Here is a 19,292-nt window from a genome sequence, read left to right as displayed (position 1 = left end):
TAGGTTTATCATGAAAGCCAAATATAAATTTGCGTTGGTATCTATTGCTATATCTTCTGCATTACTATCAGGATGCAAAACTGGCGATATCGCAACGAAAACTGCCCAAGCACCCTCTGTTGAAACCGTTACCCTAACCGAAACAAAAATCACTCCTTATCATACTTTTATCGGTCGAACTGAAGCGGTAAATGACGTTGATATTATGCCTCGAGTCGGTGGCGAATTAACCGCGATTCATTTTAAAGATGGCGATATGGTCGAAAAAGGCCAATTGCTGTTTGAAATCGACGACCGTCCTTACAAAGCGGCACTGGCGTATGCAAAAGCGTCGTTGCAAAAAGTAAAAGCACAACTCGTTCAAACTACGCGTGATGCAGAACGTGTGAAGAAACTCATCAAAGATAAAAGCATCAGTGAGCAGCAATACGATGACGCCATTGCCGCGCACGCCGCAGCGATTGCTTCGGTAGAAGAGGCGAAAGCGACGCTGGTTTCAGCAAGGCTCGATCTTGAGTTTAGCTCTGTGCGTGCTCCTTTCTCTGGCCGCGTGGGTTTCAGCAACTTCCGAGTGGGTGACCGTATTTCGAAAATTCAACTCGTTCCTCTTGTTTCGATCACTCAAATCGACCCAATTCGCTTTGGCTTTGATGTGGATGAGAAGCTCTACCGCCGAGTAAGAAGTGCCATTGATGTGGCTCATCGTAACGATGACAAACTGGATGTTGATTTAACACTGACGCTTTCAGACGGCTCATTGTATCCACTTGATGGCAAGATCTACGCCGTTGGCAACAAGATCGATTTAGAAACAGGCTCAATTCGAGCAGAAGCACAATTCGATAACCCAACTTACGCGCTTATGCCGGGTGAATATGGCAACTTGACCATCAAGCTGCGCAACAAAACCATTAATGGTTTGCTTATCCCATCGGCGGCTGTTCAGCAAGACCAAGCGGGTGACTACGTCATGGTGGTTGGTGATGATCACGTGGTGTCTCGTCGTAACGTTGAACTCGGTCAGACCTACGGTGTGAAACGTGCTGTGCTGACTGGCTTGGCGGCTAACGAAAAAGTCATCGTCAATGGTCTACAAAAAGTGCGTCCGGGTGCAACGGTGAAAGACGTTGAACTACAGAGTGAACAAGGCTGAGTGAGTACTGATGTTAAGTAAATTTTTCATTCACCGGCCGAAGTTTGCTTTGGTGATCTCACTGGCGATGACATTGATGGGTATGATCGCCCTGAAAGTCTTGCCAATTTCTGAGTATCCTCAAATCTCTCCGACGGTAATTACGGTGAGCACCATGTATCCGGGTGCAAACGCGAACGTGGTTAAAAAGACGGTTGCACAGCCGATAGAAGCCAAAGTCAACGGCGTTGAAGACATGATTTACATGTCTTCTGTGATTGGTAACGATGGCTCATACACACTACGTATCTATTTCCGAGTGGGCGCAGATGGCGATATGGCGCAGGTTCGTGTGAACAACTTGGTGGCGCAAGCGACGTCTTCTCTCCCACAAGAAGTAAACCAAATCGGTGTGACGGTTAAGAAGAAATCTTCCGACATGTTGGGCGTTATTACACTGCGTTCTCCGAAACAGTCTCACGATAGTATCTACCTCTCCAACTATGCGGATCTCAATATTGTTGAGCGTCTAAAACGTATCGAAGGTATGAGTGACATTACGCTGCTGGGTAAGAAAGACTACTCAATGCGTATTTGGTTGAACCCAAATAAACTGGCCACCTTGAAGCTTTCCGCTAGTGATGTTATTGGCGCAATTAAAACGCAAAACATCCAAGTGGCGGCGGGTAAGATCGGTGGTATGCCAGCTCCGGGTGACCAGCAATATCAATATGTTTTGCAAACCAAAGGTCGCCTTACTTCTGCGAAAGAGTTCGAGAACATCATCATCCGTGCGAGCAAGAAAGGTTCTTTGATTCGCTTGAAAGATGTGGCTCGTGTCGAAGTTGGCGCACAAGGTTACGAAGCTGATGGTCGTATGAATAACGAACCAGCCGCCGTTCTGGCCTTGTACCAGTTGCCGACAGCGAACGCGCTAGACGTGATGGAACGCGTGAAAGAGGCCATGAAAGAGTACGAGAAATCGTTCCCAGATGATTTGGTCTACGACATCGCTTATGACTCTACCGAATATGTAGAGACATCGATTGATGAAGTGTACGAGACGCTGGTGATTGCGGTACTTCTTGTAACCTTCGTTGCGTACGTTTTCTTGCAGAACTGGCGAGCGACCATCATTCCAACCTTAGCGATTCCGGTTTCCATCATTGCGACGTTCGCAATTATGGGCGTGATGGGCATGACCATTAACACCATCTCGTTGTTTGGCTTGATCCTCGCCATCGGTATCGTGGTGGACGATGCGATCATCGTGGTGGAGAACGTGGAGCGGGTTATTCATGAAGAGCATTTAGACCCGATTCCGGCCACGATCCAAGCTATGAAAGAAGTGACGGGGCCAGTATTGGCAACAACGCTTATTTTGTTGGCGGTATTCGTACCGGTTGCGCTATTGCCGGGTATTTCTGGTCGAATGTTCAACCAGTTCGCGGTCACCATCTGTGTGTCGGTGCTGATCTCTGCGATCAACGCATTAACGTTAACGCCAGCGCTTTGTGCGTTGATGTTGAAATCTACTCACTCGCAACCTATTGCGCCTTTGCGTGCGTTTAACCGCGGTTTTGAAGCAATAACGCGCAAATATCAAGGCTTAGTTGGCTTCTTGAGCCGCCGCATTGTGCTGAGTGTCGGTGTTTATGGCGTGCTTATTGCGGGGCTGGCATTTGCGTTCATGACCGTACCTTCTTCTTTCGTACCGAACGAAGATAAAGGCGTGTTCATGGTCGAAATGCGTTTGCCAGACGCAGCTGCATTGCAGCGTACGGCACCATTAATGAAGAAGTACGTTGATGAGCTAAAACAGATGGAAGGTGTGGAGAACGTGGTTTCGGTTGCGGGCTTCTCGGTAATTAACATGGCGTCGATTCCAAACTCGGGCATGTTGATCATCAAATTGGATAACTGGAGCAAACGTAAAGACCCTGAGCTACACCAACGCGCGTTGATGAATAAAGTTAACCAAATGCTGAACTCAACGCCAGATGCCGCTTCGTTCGTTTTCGCGACGCCGGCAATCAAGGGCATGGGTGCGGTGGATGGTTTCAACCTTGTGTTGCAAGACAACTTGGGTCGTTCTCCACAAGAGTTGGCAAAAACAACCGCTGATTTTGTTGCCCAAATCAATCAACTGCCTGAAGTGGCGCGTGCGTTCTCGATTTTCCGTGCGAACATTCCGCAACGTTACATCGATATTGACCGCGATAAAGCGATTTCGATGGGCGTACCGTTGAATGAAATCTTCAGCACACTGCAAGCACAGTTGGGCGGCGCCTACATTTCTGACTTCAACTTGTTTGGGCGTTCGTACCAAGTGAAAGTGCAAGCAGAAGAGCAATATCGTGACAACATCGACGACATCGACCATCTGTTTGTTCGTTCAAGCTCTGGAAAAATGGTTTCACTGGCAACGCTAGTGAAAGTGAAGCCGATCTTCGGCCCTGATACCTTATCGAACTACAACATGTTCAGTTCTGCAACCGTGAACGGTGCGCCAGCGCCAGGCTACAGCTCGGGTGATGTTGTAAAAGCCATTGAAAAACTGGCTGCAGAATCTTTGCCAAGTGGTTACTCGTACGAGTGGTCAGGCATGACTTACCAAGAGATGAAAGCAGGCAACATGGCACCAATCGCGTTCGCATTGTCTTTGCTGTTCACCTACTTGTTCTTGGTGGCTCAGTACGAAAGTTGGACCATTCCTGCTGCGGTAATGATGGCGGTTCCAGTCGCGATTCTCGGCGCAATGGGCACGCTACTGCTGGTGGGACAACCGTTCGACTTGTACGTGCAGATTGGTGTGGTCATCTTGATCGGTATGTCCGCCAAAGTGGCGATTCTTATCGTGGAATTTGCCAAAGTTCTGCGAGAAGAAAAGGGCTTATCCATCATTGATTCTGCCAAAGAAGCTGCTCGAATCCGTTTCCGTGCAGTACAGATGACCGCATTCGCCTTCATCTGGGGGGTATTCCCGTTGGTGATTGCATCGGGTGCCGGTGCGGCATCTCGTCACTCACTGGGCTTTGCGGTATTCGGCGGCATGATTCTCTCTACGTTTGTAGGCACGTTACTGACACCAGTGTTCTTCGTGATGATGCAATCTCTGCGCGAGAAGTTTAAGCGAAAGAAACCCACTGAACTTGAGGTGAGCGAGCAATAACGCTGATTTCAACCGACTGACTCCACAACACCCCCACGCTGTATGCGATTGGCCAATGCCTTTCATTGATATACAACCACCGTTGCAGCGTGGGTTCCCCAAACAATAATAGGTTTTAGCATGAAAAATCTTTCAAAAATCGTCTTAGCGAGCTCTCTACTGACGTGTGCTGCTGCGCAAGCGGGTGGGTTATACCTTTACGAAACTACAGCATCGGATATTGGTTTGGCATCCGCTGGTATGGCGGCTCGTGCGCAAGATGCCTCAGTAATGGCAGCAAACCCGGCTGGTCTGGCGAATGTTTCTGGTAAATCTTTCTCTGGTAACCTGATTGGCCTTTACGGTGACGCGCAACTAGACACGATGACTGGCGATGCTGGCAACGTGATTGGTTTTGTTCCTATGGCGTCGGCATTTTACAGCCAACAAGTAAACGACAAATGGACGCTGGGTATTGGTCTGTATGGCAACTACGGTCTTGGCCTCGAGTACGAAGGTCTTTTGGATAATCATTTAGATATTCCTACAGCAACGACGCAAGCCTTGACCATTCAACCTTCCGCTTCTTACCGCATCAATGATCACTGGTCTGTGGGTGCGGCGCTTGGCATTCAGTACGGTATGTATGAAGTAGAAGCTGAAGGGACGTTGGCTAGCTCTGGCATGCATAAAAAATACTTAGACGAAGACCAAGACACACAGGTCAACGGCCGAGTAGGTGTACTTTATGAGGCAACACCAGGCACGCGTCTTGGCCTGTCTTACTCTTCTGAAACCGAATTTGAATTCGACAATAGTAACACCATTGCTCCACAACAACTGATCTTCAGTGCTTACCACGAAGTGAATGATGACCTAGCGGTGATGTTGAACGTGAACTGGCAAGACTGGAGCGAATACACAACCACGCTGAACGTAGAGACACAAGACACTTACCAAATCGCATTGGGTACTCAGTACAAACTGAATGAAAAAATGATGTGGAATGCCGGTTTTGCATTCGATACCAGCATGTATGAAAGCCAATCAAACGGTGACATTACCGTTCCTACTGGCAAGGCGTACCGCATTGGTACAGGCATTGATTACACATTGGATTCAGAAAACTCAATTGGTTTCGCGTTTGAAGCGGTCTTGATGGAATCGTCGGAAACGCCACGCTTACAAGTTGGCTTTGATGAGCCTGCTCTGTACTTCATGAGCATGAGCTACAACTGGAAAAACTAATCATTCCTAATCGCTAAAACGCCTTCCTTACAGGCCATTCTACCCTAACTACCTGCACTGGATGCTGTAACGCTATCTAAGGTAGTTAGGGCGCTTCTGTCACACCCAGTGAGTGATGATTTAAAAAGTATCTGCGCGGCTAAGTGCGGGTATTTAACATCTCAAAGGACTAAAAATGAAAAACAAACTAGCGTTAGTGTGTACGACGTTGTTGGTCAGTACGCTGGCTCATGGTGCCGAGCATCGAGTAAAAGACAATAAAAACAAGTTGGCGGATGACCCAACAAAAGTCATCACTAAATTTGGCGCGTCGTACGCAAACAACTACGATTTTGATGATCAAAACATCTCATTCTCGGGCTCACTTGCGCTTGACCAAGCGCGCAAAATCAACCTGCGTATCAATGATGATGCGAGCGAGTGGCGTATTGGTGGTTCGTGGTTGTTTCCGGTCGGTATCGTGAATTTCAATTTTGGTAAAAATGAATACGTAAACGGCGCGGATCAAACCAACTACAGCGTTGGTACCTTTATGCCGTTAAGTTATTTCGGGATTGAGCCAGCAGGCTTCCAAATTTTCCCAATGGCAGGCTATACGTACAACACTGGTGATGTTCCCGTATGTGACGGTACAGAAAGTAGCCACTGTAGCGAGCCTAATTTTACGGGCACTCCAAGTGCAGAGAATGGCTTCAATCTGATGAGCTCTTCTGGCAGCAGTGGTTACGTTGGTGCATTTGCGCTGAAATCGTTTACCAAAGAGCTGACGTTAATCAGCTTCACAGCAGGCACTTACGGCTCAGAAAACAGTGAAGGAGAGAACTACAAAGGCTTCTTTGGTGGTATCGGCCTTGGTTATCTCGTGAATAAACGTCACTCGTTTAACGTAATGACGTTTGTCATGGACAACAACACGTATTTAGATGAGGCAGATAGGCGCGTCGCATTATCTTACCAATATCAATTTGAGTAAATTGAAAACGCAGCAACGATGGCTGCGTTTTTACTTTGATGGAATAAATTAGTGAATCGCGTTCTTTTCTTCGATCTTTTTCTGATATTGGTGTTTTAATATATACATGCGCTTAACATCGCTATAGGCTCCGTTAATAAAGTATTCTTCTACTAAATGGCCTTCTTCAATAAAACCACATTTCTTATATAAATGAATAGCGACTTCATTATCCACTGCGACCAATAAGTATATTTTACGTAGATTAAGAATCGAGAAGGAGTAATCCAATGCACGATTAATCATCTCTGTCGCATAACCTCGTCCTTGATGCTCTGGGGCGATGATTATCTGAAACTCAGCGCTTCGGTGAATGTAGTTGATCTCAATAAGTTCGACCAATCCAATCACTATGCCGTCTTCATCTTCAACCACAAAGCGTCTTTCTGCGTCATCATGTATATGTTTTCGGTACAGTTCTTCGAGCTCATCATAAGATTCATAAGGCTCTTCGAACCAGTAGGCCATGATATTTCGGTTGTTATTTAGTTCGTGAATAAAGCGCAAATCAGAGCGTTCTAGTGCACGCATTTTTAGGCCTTTCTTCATCATTTATCTCCAATTAGGCGGAGTAAACCTCCGCAATTGATGCTAGAAAATCTTAACGTATTTAACAAGAATAGCGCATCTGTTTTTGGGAAATATTGTGGTTTTTTCAATATGGAAACTTAGAGTTCACGCCAAATAAAAATTAATCTTTACGATAAAAAATTCAATTAGGTGGTTTGCCTAATATCATATTAAATACCGCGCAACGACTTAGTGTCTTAATCTAAATAAACAAGGTATTCAATATGTTTTCAATCGGTGACGTAGTAGTAGCGACTAAAGGTATCGATCTTGGCGAAATGGTTGTTACAGGTTTAAGCAGTGGCGGTTTTTACACACACGTAAAAGCAGGCGAGAAAACGCTAACTTACCCAGCTAAAGATCTTAAGAAAGCATAATTAAATTTGCTCACTCTTATTTCTAAACTGGCTTAAAGTTCGTATTACTTATTTTAGGCGGGTTAGAATTTATAAAAGGTAGCGCAACAAGTCGCTACCTTTTTATCACTCTCTTTTCTAGTTTTCTTCTGTTTTATGAACCTCAACACGGTTTCTACCGGTTTCTTTGGCTTTGTAAAGGGCTAAGTCGGCGCGTTTTACGAGTGGTTCAAACGAGTCATCCAAGCTACAGACTTGAGTTACACCAATACTAGCGGTAAAGCTCATATCACGACCTGAGTGTTGAATCGTCGTAGTTTCTAGCGCATTGCGAATCGTTTCTAATGTGTTTAGGGCTTCTTGCGATGAACGGCTTCTTAGTACGATGGCAAACTCTTCACCGCCAACTCTGGCAAGTAAGTCACAGTCAAGTAGATGACTTTGAATGGTGTTGACTGCATGGATCAGCGATTTATCGCCAGCATCATGACCAAACCGATCGTTAAGGCTCTTAAAGTTGTCTAAATCTAGAATAGCAACATGGAAGTCAATGCCTTGGGTACGATATTCAGTCAAGCGGCTTTCGATTTGTCGCATGAATTCTCTGCGGTTTGGAATGCCAGTCAGATCATCCGTTGTGGCAAGATGCTCCATTTTCATAATTTGTATATGAAGAGCAATGTTTAAAGCAATCCAGTTAGCAATGCACTGAAGCTGTGCCGCTTGTTCGTTTGTATAAGTGTGCGTTTGGTGATGTGCAACATTAAGCGTGCCCAAACAGACTTTACCGTGCATTAAAGGCGCATCCATACACGTCCCCATGCCATTGGATGCCAGCATCACACAATCGACCTCATCAGATTGAGTGACATCGTCACAGATCATCAGTTGTTGTTTTTTGAACACTCGGCCAACAAAAGCTTGGTGAATAGGTACCAAGAATTCAGCCGGAATCGCTTTATTACCAGAGAAAGAGTAGACCTTTAGATGATCATCATTTTCATAAAGCGTGATACTCGCGCGGTCAGAATTGAATATACGATTTATCCATTCTGCGACCGTATCAAGCACCTGCTGCAATGTTTCCGATTGAGCTAAAAAGTGAACAAACCCTATCGGCATACAGATCGGACTTTCCATGTTCTGCATCGATAAGTCATCAGGGTTAAAAGTTCTTTCAAGTCTCAATAGACATCTCCTTGCGATGTTGCAAATACCAACAATAAGTTACACGAAGCTATTTTCAAGAAAAATGCGTTTCTACGTAAGATTATGGTTTATTTATCGCCATCTATGTGTGTTCAATTGCTTAATGTGGGCGTTAACTCACGCCTAAATGAATAAATGTTATACCTATTTATAAGTAAGTCATTACTCAATAAGGGGTGTTTTTGAGGTAGAACCAAAGAATAGGAAAGCCCTTCAGGGAAGAGAAGGGCAAAGAGGGTAAACTTAGGAAAGTAAATATGTACGCAGTGAATTAATTATCTTTGTATTTCTGTAAAATCAACTGACTGATTTGCGCGATGAGCTGGTCTCTGGCTTGCAGTGATAGCTCGGTTTCTGTGACATAGATACTAATGTAAACAGGACGATGGTTTTCCTTCCATATGATTGCGTTAATACCACGCGAACCGTGACCACCCGCACCAGAGCGGTCGGCGATAGACCAACCTGTTGGTAATACTGAACGCATTAACGAGTCTGAAACCTTGTTGTCCTGCATCCAGATTTTTAATTGCACGCGAGACTCGTAAGACAACGTTTCTCCTTCAATCAAGGTTCGCAGAGTGTTTACCATGGCGTTAGGTGTGGTTGTGTCGCGGTTGTCTCCCGGTGTCGCTTCGTTCAAACGTGGTTCTAATCTATCTAGGCGCGTCGCTTTATCACCAATAGTTCGCAGAAACATTGTCACGGCCTTAGGGCCGCCGATTTCATTCAATACTAAGTTGGCAGCAGTATTATCACTCATCAACATCGCAGCTTCACAAGCGTGTTCTACGCGTGTGTTTTGGCCTGCGAGTTTGTCCATCACTGGAGACCACACAACGATGCTGCGCTCATCGACTTTCGCGGTCGCATTTTTACTTAGCTTACCGCTGTCCATATCACTTAGCATTGTGGCGCAAGCCAAGGTTTTGAATGTGCTCATGAGTGGGAAGCGCTCATCGCCGCGGTAATCCCAGCGCTCATCGGTTTGCGTATCCCAAACCGAGACTCCAATTCTGCTTGAGGTTTGTTGTTCGATGAGAGAAATGTCTTCATTCAGTTGGGATGCGTAACTTAGGGTTGAGCAAACCATTAGCCCAGCTAACAAAAATAACTTTTTCATGCGTCGTGTTCTTCATTTTGGTTTTGGTTCGCACTGTGGCGATGTTACGCAAACTATAACGAGCGAATACTCTAACCACTGTTAAATCCATGTCGATTTTTTGTAGGATTCTGCGCAATACCTCCAAGCTTGTTATTGACCTTAGGTATATTGTGGGTTTACTCAACTTTACGAATATTGACGTTGCATTACGCTAGAAAAACTAAACTAGAGTTGTCGTCAATTTGAGAGTGATGTTCATGAAAACTGTACGAAATTTTGTATGGATGATAATTGCCGCCGTGTCTGTGTTGTGGTGGATGAGTGAACCGCAACTGCTGTCCTCGACCCAATTCTTCCAATGGCGCTCCGCGCTTATTCAATATTCTGGTGTTTTGTCGTTAGCTTTGATGTCTATTGCGATGGTGCTGGCGCTGCGCTTACCTGTGATAGAGCAATGGGTTCATGGCATGGACAAGGCATATCGAGTACACAAGTGGTTAGGTATAGCAGGCGTCAGTTTGGGTGTGATCCATTGGCTTATGTATAAAGTGCCGAAGTGGCTCGTTGCTGCTGGTTGGTTGGAAAAACCAGTAAAACACACTGGAGCAGGGCCATCAGGCAATAACTTCGTTGGTTTGGAGTTATGGGTTAAAGAACTGCGTGATGTAGGCTTGGATTTAGGTGAGTGGGGCTTTTATTTGCTATTGGCATTGCTGGTAGTGTCACTCTGGACGGTTGTTAAATACAAACCGTTTAAGTTATCCCATCGTTTAATGGCTGTGGTGTATTTGATGGTTGCTGTTCACTCCGTTTTGCTGATCAAGCACGCGTACTGGGGCGGTCCCATTCATTTTATCGCTTTTGGTTTTGCATTGATGGGCTCTGCGGCTGCCGTTTATAGCTTGTTTGGCTTTGTCGGACGAGCGAATCGCTATCCCGCCAAAGTGGTGTCGACTCGCTACTTCCCTCAAGCACGCGTTATGGAGCTGGTTTTAGCGCCAGGCATCAACGACCAAGGGAAGCCTTGGCAAGAGCACAAAGCCGGACAGTTTGCTTATGTTCGCTTTGGTAATGAAGATCCGCATCCGTTTACGATTGTTTCAGGTGAGCACGATCCAGAGATTCGCTTTTTGATCAAAGAGCTAGGCGATTTCACGACCAATTTGTACCAGCGCGTGACAGCGGGTAATGAGGTTGTTGTTGAAGGGCCGTATGGGCGTTTAGAGTTTGATGTCAACAAGCCGCAAGTTTGGATTGCTGGTGGTGTCGGGATAGCGTCGTTCTTTGCTATCTTATCTTCATTGAAAGCGTTAAAAAGACATCCGCCAGTGCATTTGTTTTATTGCACACGTGGCTTAGATAGTCATTTAGTGGATGAACTGTGGAATGCCGCGCGTCAGGCACAAGTGAAACTGAACGTGATAGATACTGCGATTTCACCTCGACTTAATGTTGAACAAATTGCGAAGGAATGCGGCGATTTATCGCGTTATGAGTTTTATTTCTGTGGACCGGAGGTATTTTCTCGAACCCTGAAAAAAGAGTTAGAGGCATATCGTTTTGATACAGAACATTACTATCATGAAGAGCTGTTTTTGATGCGATAATCTAGTATTTGGGGTGAAATAAAAAGGAGCTGAATCAGCTCCTTTTGTATTTACATTTAACGTCTATGAACCGTGTTAATGCGTTAATCCGGTTTCACTACAGTTCCACTTTTTTGACCATGCCGGCTTCTGCATGACCGGGGATATTACACGCGAACTCTACATTTTTATCGCCATGGAAGTGCCACAGGAGTTGTTTCGCTTTGCCTGGTTCAACTGTGACCGCATTGCCGGAGTCATGCATGTGATTGCCAGACATGGTTTTCATCATTTCACGGTGTTTAAGCTGTTCTTCTGCTGAGCCAATGGTAAATTCGTGATTGATTTTTCCAGTATTCATTACCACAAATTGAACCACATCATCCGGTTCAATTGTCACGTCTTTTTTGAATGTAATTTTCATATCATCCGTTAAGAGTACATGAACGACTTTGTCTGGTTTTGCGCCATTTGCAGGCATACCAACCGCTGACATGCCTGACATGCCTGGCATGCCGCTCATACCAGAATGATCCATTTTACCGTGGTCCATTTTTCCATGATCCATCGGCATTTTATCCATGTTCATGGAACCGTGATCCATTTGACCATGCTCCATATTTTCGTGGTTCATGTTTGAGTTATCCATTTGAGCAAATACGCCACTCGATACCATGGTTAGAGCAAGAGTGATAAGAGTCTTTTTCATGTTGATTTCCTTTACTATCAATTAGATATCGCGCCATTATTCTTCTGAATAATGGCGCTCGTTGTTATTTATCTTGGTGTTGAGTTGATTTCACTTCACGCTGTTTCCACAGCTTGAAGATGGCAGGTAACACAAGCAGCGTTAACAGCAGGGCAGAGGCCATGCCACCAATCATCGGTGCAGCGATGCGTTGCATCACTTCAGAGCCTGTCCCCTCGCCGTACATGATTGGAATAAGACCAATGATTACCGTTAATACGGTCATCATGACAGGCCGCACACGCAAGCCAGCGCCTTCGCGAATTGCGTCTGTAAGATCCCGTGCTTGAAGCGGTCGTTGTTTCTCTTCTGCATCCAGTTTTCGGTGGTGCCACGCTTGGTTGAGATACACCAGCATGATGACGCCTATCTCCACCGCAACGCCGGCGAGGGCGATAAACCCAACCCCCACGGCAATAGAGAAGTTGTAGTTCAGATAATGCATCAGCCATAAGCCACCAACCATTGCTAAAGGCAGCGTCAGCATGATGATCAGCACCTCACCTACACGGCGAAAGCTGAAGTAAAGTAGCATCATGATGATCGCAATAGTGATTGGTACTACGACACTTAAGCGGTCTTTGGCGCGTTCCATGTATTCGTACTGACCTGACCAAGCCAGCGAATAACCCGCAGGTAATTCAAGTTGATCTGCTACTACTTGTTGTGCTTCCACGACGTATGAGCCTAGGTCACGACCTTCGATATCCACGAAAACCCAACCGTTTGGACGCGCGTTTTCGGTTTTGATCATCGGTGGGCCATCCTCATAACGAATATCTGCCACGTCTGCGAGTGCGATGCGTGCGCCGTTGGGGGTTACCAGTGGTAGGTTTTGCAGTTTAACCACAGAGTCACGGTAATCTTGCGGATAGCGGACGTTAATCGGGTAGCGTTCCAAGCCTTCAATGGTTTCTCCAACATTCATACCCCCAACAGCGGTTGAGATAACTTGCTGAACGTCTTTGATGCTCAATCCATATCTCGCAGCTGCGCGGCGTTTGATATCAATCGTTACGTAACGGCCACCCGCGACACGCTCCGCATATACAGATGAGGTGCCGTGAACGCTATTAAGAATAGGTTCCAGCTGAGCACCAATTTTTTCGATCTCTTTCAGGTCTGGGCCTGCAATCTTGATCCCAATCGGCGTTTTAATACCGGTCGCCAGCATGTCGATACGCGTTTTGATCGGCATTACCCAAGCGTTGGTGAGTCCCGGGAACTGAATCAGTTCATCGAACTCTTTGCGTAACGACTCTGTCGTCACGCCTTCACGCCATTGATCGTGAGGTTTTAGCTGAATAACAGTTTCAATCATAGTGAGTGGCGCAGGGTCGGTAGCCGTTTCTGCACGGCCAATCTTGCCCCAAACCGTTTTGACTTCCGGTACGGTTTTGATCAGTTTGTTAGTTTGCTGAACTAGTTCACGTGCTTTACCAATCGAGATTCCCGGATACGTAGTCGGCATGTACATCAAGTCGCCTTCATCCAATGGTGGGATGAACTCGCTACCCAGTTGACTGGTTGGATAGTAAGCTGACGCCATTAGGCCTAAAGCGATAACGATCATACTCTTAGGGTACTTGAGGCTGGTATTCAGCAACGGGCGATACAGCGCAATTAAGCCTCTATTTACTGGATTCTTATGCTCTGGTAATACGTTGCCACGGATGAAATAACCCATGAGCACAGGTACGAGGGTAATTGCCAAACCTGCCGCTGCCGCCATGGCATAAGTCTTAGTAAAGGCGAGAGGGGAGAACATCTTGCCTTCTTGACCTTCCAGTGCAAACACTGGCACAAAGCTTAACGTGATGATAAGCAGTGAGAAGAACAGGGGCGCGCCCACTTCTTCAGCGGCTTTGCCAATCACTTGCCAGCGGTTCTTATCCGTGAGAGGCGTTCGTTCAATATGCTTGTGAACGTTTTCTATCATTACGATGGCACCATCCACCATAGCACCGATGGCGATGGCAATCCCCCCGAGCGACATGATGTTGGCATTAATGCCTTGAGAATGCATGACGATAAACGCGGATAAAATACCGACGGGCAAGCTCAGCGCGATCACCAAAGACGAACGGATGTGAAATAGGAAGAGGGCACAAACAATCGCCACGACGATGAATTCTTCCGCCAATTTTTTCCACAAGTTTTCTACGGCAGCGTTAATCAGCGTGGAGCGATCGTAAGTAGGCACGATTTCTACACCATCCGGTAAGCTGCGCTGTAAATCTTCCAGTTTGTCTTTAACTTTGCTGATGACTTCACTCGCGTTTTCGCCGAATCGCATGACAATAACGCCACCAACCGCTTCACCTTCGCCGTTAAGCTCAGAGATGCCGCGACGCATTTGCGGACCTAAGTTGATGTCAGCTATGTCGCCCAATAAGAGCGGTGTACCTTTCTCTGTCACTTTGAGAGGGAGTGATTCAATATCCTCAATACTCGTTAGGTAACCTGTAGTGCGAACCATATGTTCCGCTTCTGCTACTTCAACAACAGAGGCGCCCGTTTCCTGATTGCCGTTTTGGATCGCCATGTTCACTTGTTGCAGTGTCAGGTTGTAAGCACGTAGCTTAGCTGGGTCAATCTGAACTTGATATTGCTTCACCATACCGCCAACGGTTGCGACTTCAGAGACGCCATCGACGGTTTGCAGCTCATATTTCAAGAACCAGTCTTGCATACTGCGTAGATCAGCAAGATCATGGTTGCCAGTTTTATCTTGCAGTACATAGCTGTAGACCCAGCCCACACCCGTCGCATCTGGTCCTAATGTCGGTTTTGCACTCGGTGGTAATTTAGGTGCTACTTGGCTTAGGTACTCTAAAACACGCGAACGTGCCCAATACATGTCGGTATCATCGTTAAAAATGATATAAACATATGAGTCACCAAAGAATGAATAACCACGAACGGTTTCTGCACCCGGTACGGCGAGCATCGCGGTGGTTAGCGGATAAGTGACTTGATCTTCAACTACTTGAGGTGCTTGGCCTGGGTAGCTTGTTTTGATGATCACTTGAACATCAGAAAGATCCGGAATGGCGTCTACAGGTGTATTCTTTACACTGTAAAGTCCGGTTAAAACAAGCGCTAAGGTTGCGATCAAAACCATGAAACGGTTTTTGATCGACCAGCGGATTATTGCTCCAATCATAGTTAGCCCTCAACCGCTTCAAGTTGCTTCAATACGTAGTCAGCTCCTTGTTTTTCAACTAGAAATCGGACTTTCTGACCTTCTTTGAATCCGGATAGATCCACTTCATTACCTACAGAGAAGTTCATCTCTCCTGCCTCCCAGTTCCATTCTGCAACTGGGAGGTGGTTGAGAGTTATCATCCCAAAATCCGCCATCAACATGCTGATATCTCCGGTAATCCATACGTCAGTCACGACAACGCTGTCATCGGCTTTGTAGTCAACGACTTCATATTGACCGGACTCTGTTTTCTGAATTTCAAACTCGATAGCTTGGCCTTTTTGCAGAGTGCCCACATCAACGTCATCTGCGAGGGTAAAGTTCATGACCATACCCGGCCAATTCCACTCTGCTACGGGCTGATGATTAATGGTCAACATACGGTGATCTTTCATCACATCGGTGATTTCACCCTTAGCCCAAACTGTTTCTACTTTGGCTTCAGTAGGTGATGAAATACGGGATAGATCAGCCGTTTGGCTCGATTCCGAATCCAACATAAAGTGCGCAGAGGTTACGATGCGATCATCTTGAGACAGACCTTGCAGCACCTCGATTTTGTCGTCGGCTTCACGCCCAACTTTGATGCGCGTTGAGCGGTATTTACCATCGCCTTCAGACAACACGACTCGGGTCATACCGCCGGATCGAATAACGGAAGACTTAGGAATCGTCATAACTGCGTTATCAGTGACTGGTTGAAGGGCAATGTTGGCAAACATATTAGGTTTAAGATCGCCATTCGGGTTAGGGAACTTGAGGCGTACACGCAAGGTACGAGTTTTAGGATCCAGAATAGGGTATACGTAGTCGACAACCCCTTTCCATTCATTGCCTGGAATAGCATCAAGCGTCATAGTGGCGCTACTTCCTGCTTTCATCCAGTGAGCTTGGCGCTCAAATACTTCGGCATCCACCCATACATTTTCAAGTGGGCCCGCGCTGATCACCGCTTGAGCAGGGGATAGGTAACCACCTTCACGAACGTTCAAACTCGCGATGACGCCATCTTCCGGAGCTTTAATTTCAATAGTTTGCGATGCTTTCCCGCGTTGAGTGATGGCTCTGATTTGAGAACGATCAACACCCAGTGTCACTAAACGTTCTGTCGCGCCTTTCACCAGACCATTACGCCCAGTTCGGTAGGCGTTCAGTAGCTCTTCTTGTGCTTTGACTAGCTCAGGCGAATACAGCGTGAACAGCACATCGCCTTTGTTGACCTTTTCACCCACGGCATTGATGTAAAGCTTTTCAACCCAGCCAGCCACGCGAACGTTGGTTTGCCACAAATGACTTTCGTCAAACGCGATATAGCCGACAGTTTCAATCCGAGGTGAAAGTTGCTCTAAAGAGACTTGAGCGGTTTTTACACCTAAGTTGTTTTCAACTGATGGGTCAATTTTTACCGTGCCGGGTTTGTCTTGTTCACCTGCGAGATCTTCAGCGTACACTGGGATCAAGTCCATGCCCATTGGCGATTTGCCCGGTTTGTCGCGCTTATAATTTGGATCCATCGGCGCAACCCAATAGAGTGGCTCGTTTGAGCTGCTCGCAGCGCTACCGCCTGTGCCGCTCATGTCGTGGTTTGCACCAGATAGGTACTGATTAACGCCAAACCCTAGTGCCCCGCCAACAAGCAGAGCGATGGTTGCTATCTTGATTGAATTTGAACTCATTCCTAATTCCTATTTTCCCCATGAGGCATGACAGCGATGTTGATTGTTTATTGGTGTGAATTCGCCATCGTCCCCAAACTTGGGTTCTCTCATGTTTTTGTTTTAGTTCGCGCTTGCTTCAGTCGTGATGTTGGGTGCGGATACTTGATATTCGAAACCACCCAATAAAGCCGCTAAGTTGCTGTTTATGATGTTTAAATCGGTAATAAGACGTTGCTGTTCGAGCTTTAGCGCCAGCTCGTCTGTGCTTGCCATGATCACGTCGTTAAACTGTGCGGTGTTGTTTTGATAACCCCTTTCTACCGCGTGAATACGAGCTTGAACTTGGGGAAGTAAGGTGGATTGATAACGCTCTAAACGCTGACTCAAGTTGGCGCGATCAACCAGCAATGTGTTGACCTTCGCGTTCATCTGAGTCAGTAACGTATCTTTTTGTGAGCGAGCAGCACCCACTTGATACTGAGCGGCGGCTAAGTTGCGGTCTTGGCGATTGCCAGTGAACAGGGGAATGTCCATTGTTAGATACGCGCTCACCAAATCCGATGCAGGTTCGCCTTTCATATTGTTGGCTTGACGATAGGCGTACATCACTTCCACACCGAATTGAGGCGTGTAAGCTTGCTCTGCAATGTCCACTTGAGTTTCATTGGCAGAAATACTTACGTCTGCCATTTTCACCATCGGGTGCTCACTCAACTGTTGGTAGTGCTTGGTCGTTTCGTTATTTGCAGACAACTTTTGGTTTAATGACGCCCAAGTCAGTGTGTTGCTGGCTTGAAGTGTTGAGCGTCCGTTTTGGGTATAGGTATTGAGCCAGTCCGAGCCCAACCATTCTGAGAGTTGCGAGACCAAACGGCGCTGCATTTGTGCGTTGGCTTGCAGCTTTTCATCCAACTTACTCACTTGAAGCTGTGCATTCAGTAAATCTTGCGCTTCGCTTTTGCCGATTGAGTAATTGGTTTGAATGAAGTTTTCCATTTCCGTCATGAGCCGACGGTTTTCTAGCAAAATTTGCTCTGCTTTCTGCTGATAGCCCAGCTCCAACCAAAGCTGAGTCATGCTGTTTGCCACTTCAAGCTCCCGTGCGTGAACTTGCAACGACAAACCATCGGCTTGTTGATTGGCTTTCTTTTGTTGAAGATTGAGCGTCGAGCCACGTTCGAACTGTTGCATCAAACCGACGGAGATATTGGTCATCGGATCCTCGTCAAATTTGAAGCTATCGACAGGCAAACCACCAAAACCGACTTTCAATTTCGGGTCCATCAAGGTTGCGCTGGCTACGCCTGTTTCACGCATTGCTTCCGATTGAGCATAGAACTGCTTACGGTTGCCATCGTTACTCAACGCAACGCTAATGAGGTTTGCTAGCTCATTGGTTGACTGAGCTTGGATTGATTGAGCTTGCGCTTCTTGTTGTGCTTTCGTATTGGCTGGCGATTGTGCCACCACATTGAAAGCAGGTAGGGCAACCAGAGCCAGTGAGCATACTGGTGCCACTAAGCGATTTGGGTTGAATTCCATAATTTACATCCAAATTGATACCAAGCTCTTTTGCGTTTCGGGATCGATTGAACCGAGCGGGAGAGCGTTGGTATTTGCCAAACGGATGACGCACTTTTTTATCGCTAAATAGCAGGTAACAAATGGAGTTACGAGCGAATAGCTGAGGTGAGCACGCTATCAGTTGGGCGCAAAGAAACTGCCTGCAAAGCGATGCAGGGTCGAATGCTTTGTATGGATTAAACTATCGGAGGCCGATACAAATCATGGGTGACTTGTACCACTGGTGCGGTAATTTCTGAGGCAATGGATGCGCGACAAGCCAATGGGGAGAGCTGGCTGTCAGTGACTGGTAATGGGACAAAAACGAATGAGCAAGATGCTGTACAGCAATTGTGGATCATACCGGAGCCATCAACACAGCTCATGGTAATCTCTGCAGAGTCGGAGCTCAACGATGAGGCCATCTCCATGCTCATACTCGGGGAGCCGCAGTGATCGTTCTCGCTTGCCATTTCCGTCATGTGAGCAGACATCATGGCATCACTCGACATCATTTTTAGGCTCATTAAAGGCGCACTATTTACCACGCTAGATACCAGCAGTATCAGCGTTGTACATAACGTTAGCCAAATTGTATGCAATGATTTCAGACGCATACGGTTTCCAGTCAAAATGAGCTTATATATCGAGTAACCACTAAATAATAAAGGTTACCCTAGGGGTAAAGTCAAGGATTATACCGACCCCACTTCGAGATAATGAGTTCTACATCTTAAAGCCAATTG

14 protein-coding genes are annotated in these 19,292 nt (G+C 46.4%); 6 read left to right on the top strand and 8 right to left on the bottom strand.

Annotated elements, in window-relative coordinates:
- The first annotated feature begins 10 nt into the window (after positions 1 to 10).
- The 4 genes from vmeP to FKN16_RS10910 all read left to right on the top strand — a co-directional run bounded on the left by vmeP (position 11) and on the right by FKN16_RS10910 (position 6,504).
- Positions 11 to 1,153, top strand: a complete 1,143-nt coding sequence (gene vmeP / locus FKN16_RS10925) for an efflux RND transporter periplasmic adaptor subunit VmeP (RefSeq protein ID WP_170902683.1) — start codon at positions 11 to 13, stop codon at positions 1,151 to 1,153.
- Positions 1,154 to 1,163: 10 nt separating this feature from the next.
- Positions 1,164 to 4,304 (top strand): efflux RND transporter permease subunit VmeQ, encoded by a 3,141-nt coding sequence (vmeQ, locus tag FKN16_RS10920; RefSeq protein WP_170902682.1) that lies wholly within the window; start codon positions 1,164 to 1,166, stop codon positions 4,302 to 4,304.
- Positions 4,305 to 4,424: 120 nt separating this feature from the next.
- The gene (locus FKN16_RS10915) at positions 4,425 to 5,531 is read left to right on the top strand and encodes an outer membrane protein transport protein (RefSeq protein ID WP_170902681.1); all 1,107 of its coding nucleotides are present in this window, start codon (positions 4,425 to 4,427) and stop codon (positions 5,529 to 5,531) included.
- 175 nt (positions 5,532 to 5,706) lie between these two features.
- Positions 5,707 to 6,504, top strand: coding sequence for a hypothetical protein (locus FKN16_RS10910; protein WP_170902680.1), 798 nt, complete (start codon positions 5,707 to 5,709; stop codon positions 6,502 to 6,504).
- Between the two features lie 48 nt (positions 6,505 to 6,552).
- Here the strand turns inward: FKN16_RS10910 and speG are convergent, their stop codons facing one another.
- Entirely contained in the window at positions 6,553 to 7,092 is a 540-nt protein-coding gene (gene speG, locus FKN16_RS10905; RefSeq protein ID WP_041853120.1) for a spermidine N1-acetyltransferase, read from the bottom strand.
- Between the two features lie 245 nt (positions 7,093 to 7,337).
- On the opposite strand from speG, the gene FKN16_RS10900 reads away from it, so the two are divergent.
- Entirely contained in the window at positions 7,338 to 7,490 is a 153-nt protein-coding gene (locus FKN16_RS10900) for a hypothetical protein (RefSeq protein WP_005375418.1), read from the top strand.
- 117 nt (positions 7,491 to 7,607) lie between these two features.
- On the opposite strand, the gene FKN16_RS10895 is transcribed toward FKN16_RS10900, so the two are convergent.
- Positions 7,608 to 8,657 (bottom strand): sensor domain-containing diguanylate cyclase, encoded by a 1,050-nt coding sequence (locus FKN16_RS10895; protein WP_031780198.1) that lies wholly within the window; start codon positions 8,655 to 8,657, stop codon positions 7,608 to 7,610.
- 292 nt (positions 8,658 to 8,949) lie between these two features.
- Positions 8,950 to 9,801, bottom strand: coding sequence for a carbenicillin-hydrolyzing class A beta-lactamase CARB-57 (locus FKN16_RS10890; protein WP_005391263.1), 852 nt, complete (start codon positions 9,799 to 9,801; stop codon positions 8,950 to 8,952).
- Positions 9,802 to 10,040: 239 nt separating this feature from the next.
- On the opposite strand from FKN16_RS10890, the gene FKN16_RS10885 reads away from it, so the two are divergent.
- Positions 10,041 to 11,390 (top strand): ferric reductase-like transmembrane domain-containing protein, encoded by a 1,350-nt coding sequence (locus FKN16_RS10885; RefSeq protein ID WP_170902679.1) that lies wholly within the window; start codon positions 10,041 to 10,043, stop codon positions 11,388 to 11,390.
- 97 nt (positions 11,391 to 11,487) lie between these two features.
- On the opposite strand, the gene FKN16_RS10880 is transcribed toward FKN16_RS10885, so the two are convergent.
- The 5 genes from FKN16_RS10880 to FKN16_RS10860 form a co-directional block, all read right to left on the bottom strand.
- Complete coding sequence (locus FKN16_RS10880; RefSeq protein WP_170902678.1) at positions 11,488 to 12,078, bottom strand: cupredoxin family protein; 591 nt, start codon at positions 12,076 to 12,078, stop codon at positions 11,488 to 11,490.
- Between the two features lie 64 nt (positions 12,079 to 12,142).
- Entirely contained in the window at positions 12,143 to 15,283 is a 3,141-nt protein-coding gene (locus FKN16_RS10875) for an efflux RND transporter permease subunit (RefSeq protein WP_006742108.1), read from the bottom strand.
- A 2-nt stretch (positions 15,284 to 15,285) separates the two neighbouring features.
- Entirely contained in the window at positions 15,286 to 17,001 is a 1,716-nt protein-coding gene (locus FKN16_RS10870) for an efflux RND transporter periplasmic adaptor subunit (RefSeq protein ID WP_170902677.1), read from the bottom strand.
- Positions 17,002 to 17,103: 102 nt separating this feature from the next.
- Complete coding sequence (locus tag FKN16_RS10865; RefSeq protein ID WP_170902676.1) at positions 17,104 to 18,525, bottom strand: TolC family protein; 1,422 nt, start codon at positions 18,523 to 18,525, stop codon at positions 17,104 to 17,106.
- A 218-nt stretch (positions 18,526 to 18,743) separates the two neighbouring features.
- Positions 18,744 to 19,163, bottom strand: coding sequence for a hypothetical protein (locus FKN16_RS10860; protein ID WP_005391253.1), 420 nt, complete (start codon positions 19,161 to 19,163; stop codon positions 18,744 to 18,746).
- Positions 19,164 to 19,292 lie beyond the last annotated feature (129 nt).

It is taken from the genome of Vibrio sp. 11-4(1) (assembly GCF_013048625.1).
GTDB classification, from domain to species: Bacteria; Pseudomonadota; Gammaproteobacteria; order Enterobacterales; family Vibrionaceae; genus Vibrio; species Vibrio diabolicus.
The sequence above is the reverse complement of the archived record's forward strand: the minus strand, read 5'-3'. Positions and strand labels throughout refer to the sequence as shown.

Bases quoted from the DNA above. Each gene is read 5' to 3' on its own strand.
- FKN16_RS10875 (WP_006742108.1), bottom strand. From the start codon at position 15,283: ATGATTGGAGCAATAATCCGCTGGTCGATCAAAAACCGTTTCATGGTT.
- FKN16_RS10910 (WP_170902680.1), top strand. From the start codon at position 5,707: ATGAAAAACAAACTAGCGTTAGTGTGTACGACGTTGTTGGTCAGTACG.
- FKN16_RS10890 (WP_005391263.1), bottom strand. From the start codon at position 9,801: ATGAAAAAGTTATTTTTGTTAGCTGGGCTAATGGTTTGCTCAACCCTA.
- FKN16_RS10860 (WP_005391253.1), bottom strand. From the start codon at position 19,163: ATGCGTCTGAAATCATTGCATACAATTTGGCTAACGTTATGTACAACG.
- FKN16_RS10915 (WP_170902681.1), top strand. From the start codon at position 4,425: ATGAAAAATCTTTCAAAAATCGTCTTAGCGAGCTCTCTACTGACGTGT.
- speG (WP_041853120.1), bottom strand. From the start codon at position 7,092: ATGAAGAAAGGCCTAAAAATGCGTGCACTAGAACGCTCTGATTTGCGC.
- FKN16_RS10880 (WP_170902678.1), bottom strand. From the start codon at position 12,078: ATGAAAAAGACTCTTATCACTCTTGCTCTAACCATGGTATCGAGTGGC.
- vmeP (WP_170902683.1), top strand. From the start codon at position 11: ATGAAAGCCAAATATAAATTTGCGTTGGTATCTATTGCTATATCTTCT.
- vmeQ (WP_170902682.1), top strand. From the start codon at position 1,164: ATGTTAAGTAAATTTTTCATTCACCGGCCGAAGTTTGCTTTGGTGATC.
- FKN16_RS10870 (WP_170902677.1), bottom strand. From the start codon at position 17,001: ATGAGTTCAAATTCAATCAAGATAGCAACCATCGCTCTGCTTGTTGGC.
- FKN16_RS10900 (WP_005375418.1), top strand. From the start codon at position 7,338: ATGTTTTCAATCGGTGACGTAGTAGTAGCGACTAAAGGTATCGATCTT.
- FKN16_RS10885 (WP_170902679.1), top strand. From the start codon at position 10,041: ATGAAAACTGTACGAAATTTTGTATGGATGATAATTGCCGCCGTGTCT.
- FKN16_RS10865 (WP_170902676.1), bottom strand. From the start codon at position 18,525: ATGGAATTCAACCCAAATCGCTTAGTGGCACCAGTATGCTCACTGGCT.